18 protein-coding genes are annotated in these 16,367 nt (G+C 29.4%); 1 reads left to right on the plus strand and 17 read right to left on the minus strand.

Going from position 1 to position 16,367, the window contains the following annotated elements; translation table 11 throughout:
* Window position 1: 1 nt before the first annotated feature.
* From CAMP5060_RS03505 to CAMP5060_RS03570, 14 genes are all read right to left on the minus strand, one after another.
* On the minus strand, window positions 2-1,213 hold the full coding sequence (locus tag CAMP5060_RS03505) for a hypothetical protein (protein ID WP_214099962.1): 1,212 nt from the start codon (window positions 1,211-1,213) through the stop codon (window positions 2-4).
* The gene (gene perR, locus CAMP5060_RS03510) at window positions 1,188-1,601 is read right to left on the minus strand and encodes a Fur family transcriptional regulator (RefSeq protein WP_214099963.1); all 414 of its coding nucleotides are present in this window, start codon (window positions 1,599-1,601) and stop codon (window positions 1,188-1,190) included. Before perR ends, CAMP5060_RS03505 begins: the two co-directional genes overlap by 26 nt.
* 81 nt (window positions 1,602-1,682) lie before the next feature.
* Complete coding sequence (gene dxs, locus CAMP5060_RS03515; RefSeq protein ID WP_263667282.1) at window positions 1,683-3,512, minus strand: 1-deoxy-D-xylulose-5-phosphate synthase; 1,830 nt, start codon at window positions 3,510-3,512, stop codon at window positions 1,683-1,685.
* On the minus strand, window positions 3,509-4,324 hold the full coding sequence (fliH, locus tag CAMP5060_RS03520) for a flagellar assembly protein FliH (RefSeq protein ID WP_214135802.1): 816 nt from the start codon (window positions 4,322-4,324) through the stop codon (window positions 3,509-3,511). Before fliH ends, dxs begins: the two co-directional genes overlap by 4 nt.
* A gap of 4 nt (window positions 4,325-4,328) precedes the next feature.
* On the minus strand, window positions 4,329-5,357 hold the full coding sequence (gene fliG, locus CAMP5060_RS03525) for a flagellar motor switch protein FliG (protein ID WP_039619192.1): 1,029 nt from the start codon (window positions 5,355-5,357) through the stop codon (window positions 4,329-4,331).
* Window positions 5,357-7,042 (minus strand): flagellar basal-body MS-ring/collar protein FliF, encoded by a 1,686-nt coding sequence (gene fliF / locus CAMP5060_RS03530; protein WP_087699639.1) that lies wholly within the window; start codon window positions 7,040-7,042, stop codon window positions 5,357-5,359. The genes fliG and fliF overlap by 1 nt, the downstream gene beginning before the upstream one ends.
* A gap of 14 nt (window positions 7,043-7,056) precedes the next feature.
* Complete coding sequence (gene hisC / locus CAMP5060_RS03535; RefSeq protein ID WP_337217916.1) at window positions 7,057-8,148, minus strand: histidinol-phosphate transaminase; 1,092 nt, start codon at window positions 8,146-8,148, stop codon at window positions 7,057-7,059.
* The gene (pheA, locus tag CAMP5060_RS03540) at window positions 8,138-9,211 is read right to left on the minus strand and encodes a prephenate dehydratase (RefSeq protein ID WP_126341098.1); all 1,074 of its coding nucleotides are present in this window, start codon (window positions 9,209-9,211) and stop codon (window positions 8,138-8,140) included. The genes hisC and pheA overlap by 11 nt, the downstream gene beginning before the upstream one ends.
* Window positions 9,208-9,969 carry an HAD-IIA family hydrolase gene (locus CAMP5060_RS03545; protein ID WP_337217917.1) on the minus strand — a complete coding sequence of 254 codons (762 nt, stop codon included), beginning with the start codon at window positions 9,967-9,969 and terminating at the stop codon, window positions 9,208-9,210. Before CAMP5060_RS03545 ends, pheA begins: the two co-directional genes overlap by 4 nt.
* Before the next feature lies 1 nt (window position 9,970).
* Window positions 9,971-11,176 carry a diaminopimelate decarboxylase gene (gene lysA, locus CAMP5060_RS03550; RefSeq protein WP_337217918.1) on the minus strand — a complete coding sequence of 402 codons (1,206 nt, stop codon included), beginning with the start codon at window positions 11,174-11,176 and terminating at the stop codon, window positions 9,971-9,973.
* Window positions 11,177-11,193: 17 nt separating this feature from the next.
* Entirely contained in the window at window positions 11,194-12,255 is a 1,062-nt protein-coding gene (locus CAMP5060_RS03555) for an LptF/LptG family permease (RefSeq protein ID WP_261529785.1), read from the minus strand.
* Window positions 12,256-12,258: 3 nt separating this feature from the next.
* Entirely contained in the window at window positions 12,259-12,798 is a 540-nt protein-coding gene (pth, locus tag CAMP5060_RS03560) for an aminoacyl-tRNA hydrolase (RefSeq protein ID WP_214126200.1), read from the minus strand.
* Window position 12,799: 1 nt separating this feature from the next.
* Window positions 12,800-13,336 carry a 50S ribosomal protein L25/general stress protein Ctc gene (locus CAMP5060_RS03565; RefSeq protein WP_087699653.1) on the minus strand — a complete coding sequence of 179 codons (537 nt, stop codon included), beginning with the start codon at window positions 13,334-13,336 and terminating at the stop codon, window positions 12,800-12,802.
* 65 nt (window positions 13,337-13,401) lie between these two features.
* Complete coding sequence (locus CAMP5060_RS03570; RefSeq protein ID WP_039627042.1) at window positions 13,402-13,629, minus strand: helix-turn-helix domain-containing protein; 228 nt, start codon at window positions 13,627-13,629, stop codon at window positions 13,402-13,404.
* A 116-nt stretch (window positions 13,630-13,745) separates the two neighbouring features.
* Here CAMP5060_RS03570 and CAMP5060_RS03575 point away from each other — a divergent pair, with 116 nt between their 5' ends.
* The gene (locus tag CAMP5060_RS03575) at window positions 13,746-14,228 is read left to right on the plus strand and encodes a glycine-rich domain-containing protein (protein WP_214135799.1); all 483 of its coding nucleotides are present in this window, start codon (window positions 13,746-13,748) and stop codon (window positions 14,226-14,228) included.
* A 22-nt stretch (window positions 14,229-14,250) separates the two neighbouring features.
* On the opposite strand, the gene CAMP5060_RS03580 is transcribed toward CAMP5060_RS03575, so the two are convergent.
* From CAMP5060_RS03580 to CAMP5060_RS03590, 3 genes are read right to left on the minus strand one after another with little or no spacing between them, the layout of a single operon-like run.
* On the minus strand, window positions 14,251-15,222 hold the full coding sequence (locus tag CAMP5060_RS03580; RefSeq protein WP_261544957.1) for a transaldolase: 972 nt from the start codon (window positions 15,220-15,222) through the stop codon (window positions 14,251-14,253).
* Window positions 15,219-15,845: a phosphoserine phosphatase SerB gene (gene serB / locus CAMP5060_RS03585; protein ID WP_261544956.1), complete on the minus strand. Its 627-nt coding sequence runs from the start codon at window positions 15,843-15,845 to the stop codon at window positions 15,219-15,221. Before serB ends, CAMP5060_RS03580 begins: the two co-directional genes overlap by 4 nt.
* Entirely contained in the window at window positions 15,845-16,363 is a 519-nt protein-coding gene (locus CAMP5060_RS03590) for a chemotaxis protein CheW (RefSeq protein ID WP_039619209.1), read from the minus strand. Before CAMP5060_RS03590 ends, serB begins: the two co-directional genes overlap by 1 nt.
* Window positions 16,364-16,367 lie beyond the last annotated feature (4 nt).

The following is a 16,367-nucleotide window of genomic DNA, read 5'->3' on the forward strand; positions in this document are numbered from 1 at the left end:
CCTAACTATATATTTTTAATTTTTTAATGCTTTTTTCAATTTGTTTTATTATATTTGCATCATATGAAATTTGCTCTAAATGATTAGATTCAAAATAATTTTTTAGTTTTTCAATACTTTTTTCTTCAAACATAGTTGCAAAATAACATAATAAAAATTTTATTTTTTCTACTTCTTCTTCAAGATTTCTTTGAGATTTTACAATTTTTTTCTTTAAAAAAACTAATTCTTTTCTTAGCTTAAAAGCCACTAAAGACTTTAAAATTTGATTTTTTTCTCCTTGATAAAAATCACAATCATTCTTTAAGATAAAATCCATATCAAGAAAAATATCATTGATTTTTTCATCACTTAAAATAAAAATATATTTTTCTAATTCAAATTTACAATTTTTATCACTACATACTTGTTTTTCCAAATTTAAAATATAATTTTGAAGTTTATTTTGAATACTTTTTTCAAAAAGAGTGCTAAAAAACTCAAAGAAAATACAAATTTGCCTAAGGCTTATAAAAAATTGCTCTAAGCTTTCAAAAGTTAATTTTTGTAAAAAATTTAATCTATCATTTTTTAGTCTTTTTAAAAGCACAAAAAATAAAATTTTACCCGCTTCAAAACTTTGAATTTGACTTGGGAAATATAAACTAATATCTTCTTGCTTGTCTAAAATTTTAATACATTTTGCACTATCAAAAATTTTAGAAAAATCTCCATATAATGCTAAATTTTTACTATAAAAATTTTCATTATCTGTAATTTCTTTATAGTTTTGCAAAAAATGAGATAGGTTGAAGCATTTTGCTTGTTCAAAAGTAGGAAAAATAACTTTCAAAATAATTAAATCTTGCAAATTATTTTTAAATTTATAAAGAAAAAACCAAATGCCATTAATCTCAAAACTAATTCTAGTTTTTTTAATGATATCCCCTAGAGTATGTTTACTTTGGCGTTTAAATTCTTTTTTAGAGAGTTTATGAGTTTTTTTATCTATAATATCGTGTAGTTTATATAGTGAAAATTGATAATAATCTTGATTGATTTTTTTATATTTAACATCACAAAAAGGACTTATACGCGTAAAGAAAACACGTATTTTATCCTTAGAATAAGCAATTTTTTCTTCTTTTATAATTTTTATAAAATCATCATTTTCAAGTAAAAAGCGTCTTTGAACTTCACAAACCATTTTATTTTTTACAAGCTTTACAGCCATTCACATAAGCAAACACACCAAGGTAATCAATAATATTACCGATTTTTTTCTCAAGTTCTTCTTGATATTTATTAATCCCACTATCTTCATAGCATACATCTTCTATATGATTACATTTACTACAAATTACATGAATATGAGGATATTCATAAATATCATAACAAGTTTTTTGATTTGGAGTGTTGATTTCTACAACTAAACCTTGTTCTTTTAAGGTATTTAAATTTTTATACACTGTAGCTAAAGAAATAGAAGGATATTCTTCCTTAATACTTTCATATAAAGATTCAATATTAGGATGTTCATGGCGTTTTAAAATTTTTAAAATACAAAGTCTTTGTGGAGTAGCTTTTAAATCACAATTTTTAAGCATTTGAATAAGTTCCATTATTAATTCTCCGATATTTTTTATATAGTATAACGCTTTTTTTATAAAAAAATAATTATATTAAAGGATATTTTTTATCTTTTAATAACTTTTGATCTTTTTGCATAAAGAATCAATATCAAGCTCTAAAAATTTTTCTACCTCATTTGTTTTACCATGGGTTATAAATTGGTCTGCAAATTCAAAACTTATTAGTTTTATATGATAAAGATTTTCTTTTTGTAAAAAATTTGTAATTAAACTTCCCACTCCTCCTATCTTGGCACTATCTGAAAAAACAAACCAAATTTTTGTATTATTTGCTAATTCTTTTAAAAGCTCTTCATCTAAAGGTTTTGCAAAAATCAAATCTATTAAGCTTGCATAATCTAAACCAAGTTTATCTAAAACTAGTTTTGCCTTAGCCACACCTTGACCAAAACCTAAAAATACTTTATCGCTTTGTGCTTTAGATAAAATTTGAGCTTTTGCAGGTTTTATCTCACATGGATTAAAATCATCATCTAATAAAAAATTACCCCTAGGATAACGAAAAGCAAAAACACCTTGATGAAAATACGCATATTCTATAATTTTTTCCATCATAGCTTCATCTCTTGGGGCCGCTAAAGTAATATTTGGTATAGCACTTAAAAAACTAATATCAAAAACACCTTGGTGTGTTTCTCCATCTTCTCCTACAATTCCTGCTCTATCCATAGCTATAACTACATTTAAATTCATAATAGCGCAATCATGAATAACTTGATCGTAAGCTCTTTGCATAAAAGTGCTATAAATTGCTATAAAAGGCTTAAAACCTTCTTTTGCCATAGCCGCCATAGAAGTAACCGCATGTTGTTCTGCAATTGCTACATCCCAAAAACGCTCGGGATATTTTTCCATTAGCTTATCTATTCCAGTTCCACTTGGCATAGCAGCAGTTACACCTACTATATTTTCATATTTTTGAGCAAGTTTCAACAGTGTATTTGAAAAAATTTCTGTCGCACTTTTTTTACTTACATTTGTTTTTAAGCTTTCTCCACTACTTCTATCAAAAGCACCTACTCCGTGCCATTTAGCATTTTTACCTTCAGCTAATGTATAACCTTTGCCTTTGATAGTTTGTGCATGCACAACGCAAGGCTTATTCATAGCCTTAGCTTGATTTAGTGCGTTAATAACTTCATTTAAATTATGTCCATCAATAGGCCCGATATATTCAAGTCCTAATTCTTCAAATAAAAGTCCGGGCGTAATAAGCCTTAAACCCTCTTCAAAACGCTTTGCCATATAAGAAGCACTTTGAGGAAAATACTCTAAAAGATTTTCTATACGTTTTTTAAATTTTTGATAAAACTGCGTTGCCATTGCTTGAGAAAGATATTTTGAAATAGCTCCGATTGGCTTTGAAATACTCATTTCATTATCATTTAAAATAATCACACAAGGATATTCTCTATCGCCAAGCTCGTTTAAAGCTTCATATGCCATACCCGCACTTAATGCCCCATCGCCTATTAATACAACAGGCAAACGATCTTCTTTTTTTAATCTTATAGCTTTACAAGCTCCAACCGCTAAAGATATAGAAGTACTTGAGTGTCCTGCTACAAAATAATCTCCCTCATCAGGCTTTGTATAACCGCTTAAACCATTAAATTGTCTTAGAGTATAAAAATTATTTATTTTACCACTTAAAAGCTTATGCGGATAAGATTGATGTGAAACATCAAAAATAAAAGGATCTTTTTGCACATCAAAAACATAATGCATTCCTATACTAAGCTCAACTACACCTAAATTTGAGCTTAAATGTCCGCCATTTTTACTCACTGTATCTATGATAACTTCACGCAAATTACTAGCTAAATTTTCTAGTTCTTTAATTTGCATATTTTTAATATTTAAGTTATTTAAATCTATCATTCATTAACCATGTTTTTGATTTTTTGCAAACGATTATTAAGGTTTGACTCTATATTACCTGCATCGCTTAATATTAAAACACTTCCTTTATTAATCGCATCATCAAGACTGAATTTGATATTACTTTGCTCTTGTTCTAAATGTGATTTTACATATTCAAAATCTTCAGGGCTTAGTTTTAATTCTATTTTAGTAGCATTTTTAAGCTCATTCATAAGCTCTTTTGCTAAATTTAAAGCTATAAGTGAGGAATTTTCCTCAAGTTCTTTTGCAATCACTTCTTTTGCAATAATTACAGCTGTATCGGCTAATTCTTTTTCATTTTTAGATAAAAACTCATTTAAATTTTGCACTGTATTTTCAAGCTTTTCTACGCTTTTTAAGTATTTTTCCCTCAAGGCTTCTAATTCACTTTCAAAATTTTTTTGAGCCTGCTCATAACCTTCTTTGGTAAATTTTTCTTTCGCATGTTCTAATTCTGTATTTAAGCGATTATTAAATTCAGCTTCTTGACTTTCTATTTGCATTTGCAACTTAATAATATTTCCTGACATTTCATCAGTTTTTTTAAGTAAATCTTCTACAAAATCAGGTTGAATTTGAGGTTGTGGGGCTTGCGGAGTAGCTTCTATTGCTTGATTTTCTACTACTTGTTGAGTATTTTGACTAAGTGGAGTTTGATTTATAGTTTGAACTTCTTCTTGTTTTTGTTCTTCATTAGAAGACATTTCACTCATAACTTTAAAATGATATCCTTCAACCACATGGGCAGAAATATTTTCAGGTGAAATTACATTAGTTAATTTTGCCATAATCTTACTCTATCATCTCATCAGCCTCACCTACTTGGATAAGACCTTGTTCTGCAAGTTTTTGTACCACTTCTACAACTTTTCTTTGAGCCTCTTCAACATCTTTTACACGCACAGCGCCCAAAAATCCCATTTCTTCTACAAAGGCTTCAGCAGCACGCGTAGACATATTGGACATAAATTTTTGTTTTAAATCCTCGCTTGCACCCTTTAAACCTATCATCAAATCACGTTTATCAGCAGCCTTTAATACCTCTCTAATCGCATTAGTGCTAAGTTGAGAAATATCATCAAAGGTAAACATTAAATCTTTAATGGTTGTAGCAAGTTTTTCATCACTTTGCTCAATATAAGAAAGTGTTGTTTTAGAAGCTTTTTGACCCAAACGATTAAGCACTTCAGCAACTGCTCTTGGACCACCCACTTCAACTTTATAAGAAGTAAGACTTTCAAGTTTACTTTCAAGCACAGCAGATACTCTTTTAATGATTGAAGGTGAAATATCTCCAAGATTTGCCATTCTTATTACAACCTCAGCTCTTAACTCATCACTAAAATACTCCAAAGTTTCAGCAGCTTGAGTGGTATCCATATGAGCTAAAATCAAAGCTATGGTTTGAGGGTGTTCTTTAATGATAAAGTCTGCAAGCTGTTGTGGTTTGATTTGAGAAAGATAAGCAAAATTTTGGTTATTTTCCATACTTTTGGTAAGTTTTTCCAAAATTTTATTGGCAATTTCAGGACCAAAAGTTCTAAATAAAATCTCTTTTGCATATTCCAAACCACCACTTTTTAGATATTGGTTTGACTGTAATAAAGTATAAAATTCCTCAAGAACTGCAGTAGCAACTGGTTTGTCAACATTTTTTGCTAAAGCAATATAGCGAGAAATTTCAGTGATGACATTAATATCCATATGAGAAAATAAAACTGTCGTTACATCTTCTCCAAGCTGGATTAAAAAAATTGCGACCTTTTCTGGCATAGAAAGGTCATCATAGACCATTTTTTGTTCTTCACTAAGCTTTATCATCAGATATCCTTCTCACCAAATTCAGCTTCATTTTCAACAAGTTTTTGTAACAATAATGCCACTTCTTCGCCTTTTTCATTAGCTACTGCTCTTAATTTTTCAAGTAAAACATCATATTGAAGCGCATCTTCATCAAAACTATCTCCAAAACCAAGTTGTTCTTCAACTTTCTTACGTGCTGCGTTGAATTTTTCAATAGCATCTTCAGCCTCATCAATAATCTGCCCGTCCTTACCTTCCATTTCTTCTTCAAGCTTAATATCCGCAAGCATTTTTTGTGAAAATGGAACAATAACTTTTTTGTAAAAGATGAAAAGTAAAATCGCCGCAAAGACATATTTAACAGGCGGGATAAATGGCTCAACAAATCTTGAATAAAAAGTTTGAACTTTATTTTCAACTTTAGCTGTTCTATGAAATTCTAAATTATTTACTTCAACTGCATCACCCCTAGCAAGATTAAAACCTATAGCACCTTTAGTTAAATTTTCAATCGCTTTAATTTCTTTATCATTCAAAGGAATGTATTCATTAGTAACATTTCCTTGATCATCAGTAATTACTTTATACTTTCCATCTACCACAACGGCTGCAGAAATTCTTTTAACGGTTGCAAATTGCTTAGTAGTATTGGTGATTTTTTTAGAAATTTCATTATTAGTTGTGGTTTGGTTTTTAGTATAAACCTCGCGCGCGCCTTTATCATCCAAACCTTCCACAGGACCGATGTTTGAAACAGCACCTGGCACACCTTGAATTTCTTTATCTTTATAACCTTCTCTATGCTCTTCTAAAGTTTGCTCGCTACGCACAACAGTATTTGGATCATATACTTCACTTTGTGATTCCTCTTTAGAAAAATCATAATCAATACTAACCTTTGCTACCACCCTATCATAGCCACCTGCAAATGGAGCAATAGAAGCAACGATTTTTTGTTCTAATTCGTATTCTTGATCTCTTTTGTATTTAATTTGAGCAGCTATTAAATCACTTTCAAAAGCACCCTCATCATCTAAAGGAATACCTTTTTGATCCATGATTTTTACATTTTCTGGAGTAAGTTTTGTTACCGAAGAAGCAATTAAGTTTTTAATCCCCATAATTTGCTTTTTATTAAGCTTTAAACCTTCTTTTATTGTCAAAGCTACTGAAGCAGTTGGTGGAACTTGTTGCTGGGTAAAAAGTGTATCTTTAGCAAAAGCAATATGCACCGTAGCGCTATGAATAGGCTCTAAACTTTCAATCGTTCTAGCAAGCTCACCTTCTAATGCTCTTTGGTATTTTACCTTTTGTTCAGCTTCTGTGGCTCCAAATTCTTGTTTATCAAAAAGCTCAAAGCCTACTTTATTATCTTTTGGCAATAATCCTGCTGAGGCAATAGCTAAACGCTGTTTATATACTTGCTCATTAGGAACTAAAATCGTTCCTTCATTGCGCAAAATATAAGGAACTCCACTTTTTTCAAGCTGCGTTACTATCATCGCTGAATCACTAGTATTAGCATTTTCAAATAATACTGAATATCCAGCCTCACTAGCCACTGTAGAGCCACTTCTAAAAAGGGTTAAAAATACTAAAAATCCAACTACAACAACAATAGAAGCAGCAATGATAATACGCTGTCTTAAACTTAAATTTTGATAAAGCTGACCTACTTGGTGCAGTATAGTTTTATAATCCATTTATTTCCTACAAACTAAAAATTTTTAGAAAACTCTTCAAAAAACCTTGAATTTTCATACTCTGTACCTATACTTATACGCACAGCATTTAAACCATAACTTTGTAAATTTCTTATTATTATACCGTTTTTAAGCAGTTTTTCAGATAAATCTGTGCTATTTTTTTCATCAAAAAAATAGGTAATAAAATTTGTATAGCTTGGAATGTATCGAATTTTATATTTTTTAGCAAAATCTTCATAAAGTTTCATTTGTGAAAAATTATTTTCTAAGGTTTTTTGCACAAACTCATCATCATCTAGTGCAGCAACAGCAGCTTTTAAACTCAAATTAGTCACATTAAAAGGTGCTCTTAACTTATAAAATGCATTGATAATTTCCTTGCAAGCTATACCATAACCCACTCTCATGCCACCCAAACCATAAAGCTTAGAAAAGGTTCCTAGATATACTACATTTTGAAATTTATGAATTAATTCTTTAGGATTAATATGCTTTTTGCTATCTTTAAATGAAGCAAATTCATTATAAGCTCCATCAATGGCCACCAAACAATCCTCATCGATTTTCTCTAAAAATTCAAAAACCTCACTTGCGTCTAAACACTCACCCAAAGGATTATTTGGTAAGCATAGAAAGATTACTTTAATTTCATTTTTATGCTTTTGATATAACTCATATAACTCATTTAAATCATGGGTTAAACTTGGAGTTTTATAAATCTTAACTCCTAGTTGTTTTGCATAAATTTCATACATAGCAAAACTAACCCCGCATTGCAAATAAGCCTTAGAATGATCAAGTTTTGCATGCACTATATATTCTATGATTTGATCACTCCCACTACCTATGATGAGATTTTCTTTTAAAATATCATATTTTTGCGCTAGAGCTTGTTTTAATTCACTCATAGTATCATCAGGATATAAATGAGCTAAATGTGCATTATTTATGATGGCTTCTTTGGCCTTTTTGCTTGTACCATAAGGATTTTCATTACTTGCTAACTTAATAACTTCTTTTAAACCATATTCTTTAGCAACTAAATCCATATCCTTGCCACTTTCATAAGTTTTAATAGCTTCTAAAAAAGGATTAAATTTCATTGCTTTCTCCTGATAAATATGATCCAAGCCATTTTATATGCTCAGCTTTTTTTAATACTCTTTGGACATTTTCATCATCAATATGTCCTTCAAAATCTATATAAAAACTATGCACAAATTCTCTTGTTTTTATAGGGCGTGATTCAAGTTTTGTTAAATTTATCCCCTCTTTTTTAAACTCATACAACAAATCGCTAAGCCCACCTGGTTTGTGTGCAGCAAGTGCTAAGATAGAAGTTTTACAATGAGGCATTTGAGGTATTTTTATATCACTTAAAATCAAAAACCTAGTGCGATTTGCCAAATTATCCTCAATCGTTTCAAATAATATAGGTATATTATAAAGTTTTGCTGCAATTTTAGAGCAAATCGCAGCTGAAGTAACATCTTGAGAAGCTAAGTAAGCCGCATGAGCTGTGGATTTGCTTGCTACAAATTCTACTTCACTTAAATCATGACTTTCTAAAAAATTTCTACATTGATTATAGCCTTGTGGATGAGAATATATGCGTTTAATATCTTTTAAATTTTCACTCATACTTACAAAAGAATGATGAATGTCCATATAAATTTCAGCAAAAATTTTTACATCTTCGTATTTTCCAAGACAATCAAGCGTCACACCCACTGCGCCTGCTGTATTATTTTCTATAGGCACTACTCCATATTTTGCTTCTTTGTGAGCTAATTCTTTAAAAACATCTTCTATATTTGCAAGTGGAGTATAACGACTCATAGCACCAAAGCGCGTTCTTGCTACTTGATGTGTATAGCTTCCCTCAGGTCCTAAGTAAGCTATGCTTTGAGGCATTTCTAAATTTCTTGATACAGCAAAGATTTCTTGATAAATTGCTTCTATTGCATTTTGATCTAATAAACCATGATTATAATTTTTAAGTCTATTTATAATAGCTCTTTCGCGTTCAGGTCTATAAATACTCCCACCTAAATTTTGCTTGATAACTCCTATATCTTTAACATGGAGCATTCTTTCATTAAGTAAAGCCAAAATTTTATCATCGATAGTATCGATTTTATTGCGTAATTTTTCTATCTCTTTCATTTAAACCTCGATATGTAGTAATCCTTAATACTATCATATACAAAATTAAGTTTAGTTGTATCAAGACCTTGAGTGTTAGAAATTTTACCGCTTAAAACTAAGGCTGTTTGCATGCCAAGCTCATAAGCACCAAGCAAATCACCTTTAAAATCATCACTAATGATTAAAGTATTTTCAAAACTTGCATTACAATCTTGCTGTTTTAATAAATTTAAAGCACTTTCATAAAAAGCCTTGCTAGGTTTTCCTATCACCTTATAATCAAACTCGCATGCATTTTTAAGCATAGACATGATACTTCCAACACCTGGATAAAGCCTTGAGTTTTTCTTATAAATACTACTTTCATGCATTGCTATAGCTTGCACACCATTTTTAAGATACTCTATCATACCAGCAAAATCTTGAAATTTAAAATCATCATAACTTGCTACCAAGAATGCTTTTGGATTTTTATAATCAAGCTCATAACCTAGCTCTTGAAGTGAATCTAAAAATTCTTTTGCTCCAAAAGATGCTATTTTACAAGGTTTTAAATGATCTTTTAAAACACAAAAAGGATCGATATAAACTTTTTCATTAATTTCAAAACCCAAATTTTGCAAATAATTTAAAAAATCTAATCTTTTGGTATTATTAGTAATAATCACATAAGGAATTTTTTCCTTATTTAAAGTTTTAATGAGTTCTAAAGCACCATTTATAGGACTTTTGTCATAATCTGAAATCAAAGTCCCTTGCACATCTAAAAACAACATTTTAATCCTTTAAAAAATCAAGTTCTAAAGCAATTTGATCCTCATAACTTTCTCTTTTTCTAATTATTCTTACTGTGCCGTTTTCATAAGCTAGCTCACATACTCTATTGCGAGTATTATAATTACTACTCATACTAAAACCATACGCACCTGCGCTTTTAACTATAATCAAATCTCCTGCTTGTGTTTTAGCTAATTTTCTATCTTTAGCTAAAAAATCTCCACTCTCACAAACCCCACCAACAATATCACAAAGGCTTTCTTCTTTATTTTCGCTCAAAAGTTTGATTTCATGATAAGCACTATATAAACTTGGACGCAATAAATCATTCATTGCCCCATCAACAATCACAAAACGCTTTTTATCATTAAATTTTTCATATAAAACTTTAGTAACAAACTCGCCTGCATTTGCCACCAAAAACCTACCAGGTTCCATACCTATACACACATCAAGACCTTGTAAACTTGCTAAAATTCCTTGAGCATAATCATATAAATTTGGCTCTTGTTCATCTTTATAACAAACTCCTAAACCCCCACCTATATCAAAGAATTTAATATTAATTTTCAAAGCTAAAAGTTCTTTTACTAATTTCGCAACAATCACTGAGGCCTCATGAATACTGCTTATATCAAGAATTTGTGAACCTATATGAAAATGCACTCCAACTGGCTCTAAAAATTGTGAGTTTTTAGCATAAATATACATTTTTTTAGCACTTTCTATATCAACGCCAAATTTATTTTCATGCAAACCTGTAGAAATATAAGGATGTGTTTTAGCATCTACATTTGGATTTACCCTTATGCTTATACGAGCTATCTTTTGACTTTCTTTAGCAATTTGCTCTAAAAGAAGCATTTCTTCATAGCTTTCTAAATTTACATAAAGTATGTTTTGCTCTAAAGCATATTTTAACTCATCAACACTTTTACCTACCCCACTAAAAATAATTTTATAATTTTTAGCTCCTGCTTTTAAAGCTCTATAAATCTCACCCGCACTAACACAATCAAACCCACTATCTAAAGAAGCTAAAAGCTTTAAAACACTTAAATTAGAATTTGCTTTGACTGCATAAAAAATTTGTGATTTTCTTGCCTTAAAAGCATCTTTTAACATTGTAAAACGCTCTTTGATTTTATCAAAATCGTAAATATAAAATGGTGTGTTGTATTCTTTTGCTAGTTTTAAATAATCCATAAAAACCTCACTTGTAGTTATTTGTGTTTAAAATAATAAAAACTTCCTATACTTATTAAAATAAATACTGGTAGCATTATACCAAGCTCTGGAAGTAAAATTTCATTTTCACTCAATCTTGTTAATAAAAACAACAAACCCCAAACTAAAAGTATACACACAAAAAACACAAAAGCTAAAAGTGCGAGATTAAAAAATCTTGCTGTTAAAGGAAAATAATAATACACAATAAGCATTAAAAATGGCGCAAAAAATGGTGTAAGAACTAAAGAATATAAACTTGTTCTAAGTGTATTAGTAGAAATATTTTGTTTTACAAAAATCGCCATACTTTCTAGCGCGTCTAAAATAGAATAAGAAGGATTACTCTCTACTAAAGAAATTCTTTCTAAAATTTTTGGAGAAAAATCTTCTAAGCCTTTAATATTTTTAAATTCTTCTACACTTAAACCCTCTTTTGAAACAATCAAATTTTGCGGTACATTAGTAGCTTTAGCATCATTTAAATTCCAAGAATCTCCATTAAATTTAGCAGTTTTTGCATGGATTGTGCTTTGAATATCTAAATTTTTTACATCAAAAATTTTTACATTATATAGGGTTTGAGAATTTATTTTTTGTATATAAATAAATTTATCATTGTATTTAATCAAAACCTCCCCGCCTTCTCTATCTACAACACCACGCTTAAGAATATTACTTTTATATTCATCTGCATAAGCAAAGGCACTAAAATTAAGTCCTACATAAACACAACAAAAAAACATAGCCCATAAAAAAGGATAAAAAATCACTTGGTTTTTACTTAAACCCAAGGCATATAAGCTAACAAATTCATTCGAGCGTATCATATTAAAAATACATAAAACCAAAGCAAGGACTATGGCTAAAGGCAGTATATAAGAAGCTGCTGAGCATGTTAAAAAAAATATATATAAAAGCTCCAAATTTGCACTTTTTGGCAGTCTATTAAAATTGAGTAAAAAGTCAATCGCTACAAAGAAAAAAGTCAAAGAAAAAAACAAAATAAAAAATGATTTTAAATACAAAGATGAAATATAGCGAAAAAATATACTCATCGTTTAACTTTTTAAAGAATATTTTGAAGCGATTTTTTCTATATCAGAATTTAAAAGCTCAAGTAAGGCTTTTTTGCTATGTTCTAAAACCTTAGTTAAACTTTCTTGCTCTTCTTGTTTAAATTTCCCCAAAACATGAGAAATCACATCTTGTCCTTTTCCTACTCCTATGCGTACTCTCTCATAAGCATTACCACAAAGATTATCTATACTTTTAAGTCCGTTATGTCCACCACTTGATCCACCTATTTTAAATTTCAATGCACCTAAATTTAAGTCTATATCATCATGGATTACAATAATTCTATCACATTTATAATATTCACTAACAGCTTTTACACTTTCTCCGGATAAATTCATATAAGTGGAAGGTTTTAAAAAAAGAGTAGAAGAGCCTTTAAAAAGCTCTCCTTTAAATTTAGCATTTGAAAGCTTTGTTGTTTGCAAATCTTTCAAAATTAAGTCAATTAGCATAAACCCTACATTATGACGGGTTTGAGTGTATTGTTCTCCTATATTACCAAGTCCTACGACTAAGGTCATTTTATCTTGCTTTTTCTACGCCAACTACAGCCACTCTATCAGCATCAACCATAGTTACACCCTCAGGTACAACTACATCGCGGATTAAAAGTGCATCACCAACATCAAGTTTAGTTACATCTAGTTCAAAATAATTTGGTAAGTTTTCAGCTGCACATTTTACTTTTAATCTTCTTTTTGATTGGATTAAAACACCTTTATTTTTAAGACCTATAGCCGTTCCTACGATTTTTACAGGAACCATATATTTAGAAATAACACCTTTTTGTGCTACTTTTAAATCTACGTGTTTTAATTCTGCAGTTACAGGATCTTTTTGATAATCAACCACAACAACATTTAATACTTTATCTGCTACTTTTACATCAAAAGCTAAAGTAGTTTTTTTGCGTACTTCTTTAATAAATTCATTTACTTTAAAAGCAGCATTAATGTTTTCTAATCCTTTTCCGTAGATGTTTGCGATTAGATAACCATCTCTTTTTAAAGCTTTAGCAGCTTTTCTACCGATACTCTCTCTAACGATACCTTCTAACATTTTTTCCCTTTTTTATAAAATAAAAGACTTAATAATATCAATTTCTGGCTTAGTAAAGTATAAATTTATTTAAAAAAATCACAAATATCTATTTCAAAAATCTCAGCCATTTGAAATAAATGATTTAAATTAAAATGAGCACCTCTATAATGTCTTTCTGCGCTTGCAACTATAGAAACGCTTTTATGTCCCAATAATAATGATAATTCTAGTTGAGAAATTCCTTTTTCTTTTCTTATTTTTGCAACTCTTTTACCTATTTCTCTATGTTTATCAGATATATCTTGCTTCATATAACCAAGCCTTATAACACTTTATTTATTTATAAGTCTAGTTTTTATATAATTTTTTTACAATCGTTTATAACACTAAGTGTTATTAAACTATAATTAAAAATAAAAGGAATAATATGTCTACAATACTATTAAAAGAATTGGATTTAGAACCAATCATAGTAAAAATAATTGACAAAAATGAAGGGTTAGGGTGGAGTTTAGAATACACTAAATTCATTGAAACTGAATATAGAAAATTTCTTCTTTTATGTCAAGAAAATAAAGATACCTCAATAGTACCACCAGCTGATGTTGATAAATTTTGGCATTATCATATTTTAGATACATTAAAATATGCTCAAGATTGTGAAAATCTTTTTGGCTATTTCTTACATCATTTTCCTTATTTTGGAATGAGAGGCGAGGAAGATTTCAAAAATCTTAATAAATCTTGGGAGGAAACATGCGTTTTATATGAAAAAAGATTTGGGAAACCTTCGGAATATATAAAAGAAAATTTATGGAAAACAATAGCTAGATGTCCAAATTGCGGTAGAAGATCTCCATCTAATGTTTTTTCACTAAAAAGACCAACTTTAGCAAGTATTAGTGCTTAATCTCATTTGAGATTAAGCCACATTATAAAGATTTTAAAATATCTTCATAAGCTATACAAAATTGCTCTAAACCATCGTCAAGTAAATTTTTACAAGCTTTACTTAAAGCATCTTTTGAAATATTTGCATTCAATTTTTTCTCTATACATTCATCTTTTAAAGGCTCTTTAAATACAATTTGCTTACCCTTAAAAGCTTTTATAGCATCTAGTGGTGCGGTATTAATAGCTTTATCATAGAGTAATTCTTTAATATAATAATCTTTTTCTAAATCATCACCCTTAACACCCGTACTTGCAAATAAAGCTCTAATATTTGCATCATTTTGTTTAATGATATAATTATAAGCCTTAGTTGCAGTAAGAATTCCCATATAATTTTTATCTAAAACTTGATTATTTAATAATCTATCAAAACGACTTACAAAAATGCTAATAACAGCTTGAGGTTCTTTTTTGGCTATGATATTATTTTTTCTAAATTCTTTTAAACCTAAATTTAAAGCTTCAAAGCATTTTTTAGTTTGTTCAAAATCAAAAATCAAAGTAGCATTGACACTAATACCATTTTTCATTAATTCTTGCATTACTTCATAAGAAGCTTCTGTAGCAGGAATTTTCATCATCACATTTTCTTTTGCAATCTGTGTGTATAATCTTTTTGCCTCAGCTAAAGATAAACTAGTATTATCTTTTAATCTTGGGTCAATTTCAATACTAATAAAACCATCATTATTTTCATAATAATTAATAGCTAATTTATCTGCGGCCTTAGCTATATCTTCTACCGCAAGATACTCATATAAAGCTTTTTTATCTTTAAGATTTGATTTTTTGATTTTTTCTTTATAAATAGCAGAGTTTAAAATCGCATTTTTAAAAATGGCAGGATTTGAAGTAGCGCCGTTAATTGTTTTTGAGTAAATTAAATCTAAAAATTCATGATCTAAAAATTCATTTTCTATAAAATCACACCATAGTGAAAATTTTTTCATTGTATTACCTTTATTATTTCTTTTAAATCTTTTTTATCTATACAAATATCTGCATGAGATCTTAAAATTTCTTTGGCACAAAAAGCTATTTTTAATCCACATTCTTTAAACATAGAAATATCATTAGCTCCATCGCCTACACACATAATTTCTTCTGTTTTTAAATTTAAGAATTTCTTAAGTCTTTGTAGTATAATACCTTTTGAATTATTAAACATAATTTCCCCGCCAACTTTTCCTGTTAAAATACCATTTTTACTATGTAAAAAGTTAGCAAAACCAAAATCAAAATGAAGTTTATCTTGTATTAAGTCAATTCCTTCATGAAATCCACCGCTAAAAACAATAATTTTTATGTTTTTATTTTTTAAATACTCGCATAATTCTTTAGCGCCATTCATCAAAGGTAAATTTTCACAGCACTTTCTTACCTGATCAATAGGCATTCCTTCAAGTAAGGCTACTCTAGCACTTAAGCTTTCAAAAAAATCAAGCTCACCATTCATTGCTTTGTTGGTGATTGCTTTTACAGCATCACCAACATTATATTCTTGCGCTAAAATATCGATGGTTTCTCCATCCATTAGCGTAGAATCAAAGTCAAAGGCACAAAGCTTTATCATTAAAACTCACGCTTTAATAAAGCTTCAGCTTTTAATATAGTCAAGATATTTTCTTCTCTTTTGCCTATACCAAAAATCATACCTTTTTCTTTTAATAAAGTTTCAGGCGGTGGATCAATCCTGCTTCTGTGAATTTTAATAGCTTCTGTTAATCTATCTATCACAAAACCCGCATTACCTGCAGGAGTTTGATTACCATTTGCCATACCTTTTAAAACAATATATCTTGTTTGAGGTGTCATTTTAGAACTACCTTGATTAAATCTTTTAGCAAGATCTATCAAAGGCATAACATTACCCCTCATATTAAACACACCTAAAACATAATCAGGCACACTTGGAACCCTAGTATATTCTATAGGTTTAATAATTTCTTGGATATTAAGAATAGGAATAGCATATTCCTCATCCCCTACCACAAAACCAACAAGCTGAATAATATCCTCTTCTTTATCTACATCAGGTTCTGCAATTTGCGCTTGTTGTTTTTGCAAAACCTGGCTTAATTTATCATTCATCTTC

The sequence above is a fragment of the Campylobacter sp. 1569 genome (assembly GCF_024723675.1).
GTDB lineage: Bacteria > Campylobacterota > Campylobacteria > Campylobacterales > Campylobacteraceae > Campylobacter_D > Campylobacter_D jejuni_C.

Coding starts and splice junctions, on each gene's coding strand:
- pheA (WP_126341098.1), bottom strand. CDS start 9,211: ATGAAAGAGATAGAAAAATTACGCAATAAAATCGATACTATCGATGAT.
- CAMP5060_RS03580 (WP_261544957.1), bottom strand. CDS start 15,222: ATGAAAAAATTTTCACTATGGTGTGATTTTATAGAAAATGAATTTTTA.
- CAMP5060_RS03555 (WP_261529785.1), bottom strand. CDS start 12,255: ATGAGTATATTTTTTCGCTATATTTCATCTTTGTATTTAAAATCATTT.
- fliF (WP_087699639.1), bottom strand. CDS start 7,042: ATGGATTATAAAACTATACTGCACCAAGTAGGTCAGCTTTATCAAAAT.
- perR (WP_214099963.1), bottom strand. CDS start 1,601: ATGGAACTTATTCAAATGCTTAAAAATTGTGATTTAAAAGCTACTCCA.
- CAMP5060_RS03570 (WP_039627042.1), bottom strand. CDS start 13,629: ATGAAGCAAGATATATCTGATAAACATAGAGAAATAGGTAAAAGAGTT.
- fliH (WP_214135802.1), bottom strand. CDS start 4,324: ATGGCAAAATTAACTAATGTAATTTCACCTGAAAATATTTCTGCCCAT.
- pth (WP_214126200.1), bottom strand. CDS start 12,798: ATGACCTTAGTCGTAGGACTTGGTAATATAGGAGAACAATACACTCAA.
- CAMP5060_RS03545 (WP_337217917.1), bottom strand. CDS start 9,969: ATGTTGTTTTTAGATGTGCAAGGGACTTTGATTTCAGATTATGACAAA.
- hisC (WP_337217916.1), bottom strand. CDS start 8,148: ATGAAATTTAATCCTTTTTTAGAAGCTATTAAAACTTATGAAAGTGGC.
- CAMP5060_RS03590 (WP_039619209.1), bottom strand. CDS start 16,363: ATGAATGATAAATTAAGCCAGGTTTTGCAAAAACAACAAGCGCAAATT.
- dxs (WP_263667282.1), bottom strand. CDS start 3,512: ATGATAGATTTAAATAACTTAAATATTAAAAATATGCAAATTAAAGAA.
- CAMP5060_RS03565 (WP_087699653.1), bottom strand. CDS start 13,336: ATGTTAGAAGGTATCGTTAGAGAGAGTATCGGTAGAAAAGCTGCTAAA.
- serB (WP_261544956.1), bottom strand. CDS start 15,845: ATGATAAAGCTTTGTGCCTTTGACTTTGATTCTACGCTAATGGATGGA.
- lysA (WP_337217918.1), bottom strand. CDS start 11,176: ATGGATTATTTAAAACTAGCAAAAGAATACAACACACCATTTTATATT.
- CAMP5060_RS03575 (WP_214135799.1), top strand. CDS start 13,746: ATGTCTACAATACTATTAAAAGAATTGGATTTAGAACCAATCATAGTA.
- CAMP5060_RS03505 (WP_214099962.1), bottom strand. CDS start 1,213: ATGGCTGTAAAGCTTGTAAAAAATAAAATGGTTTGTGAAGTTCAAAGA.
- fliG (WP_039619192.1), bottom strand. CDS start 5,357: ATGATAAAGCTTAGTGAAGAACAAAAAATGGTCTATGATGACCTTTCT.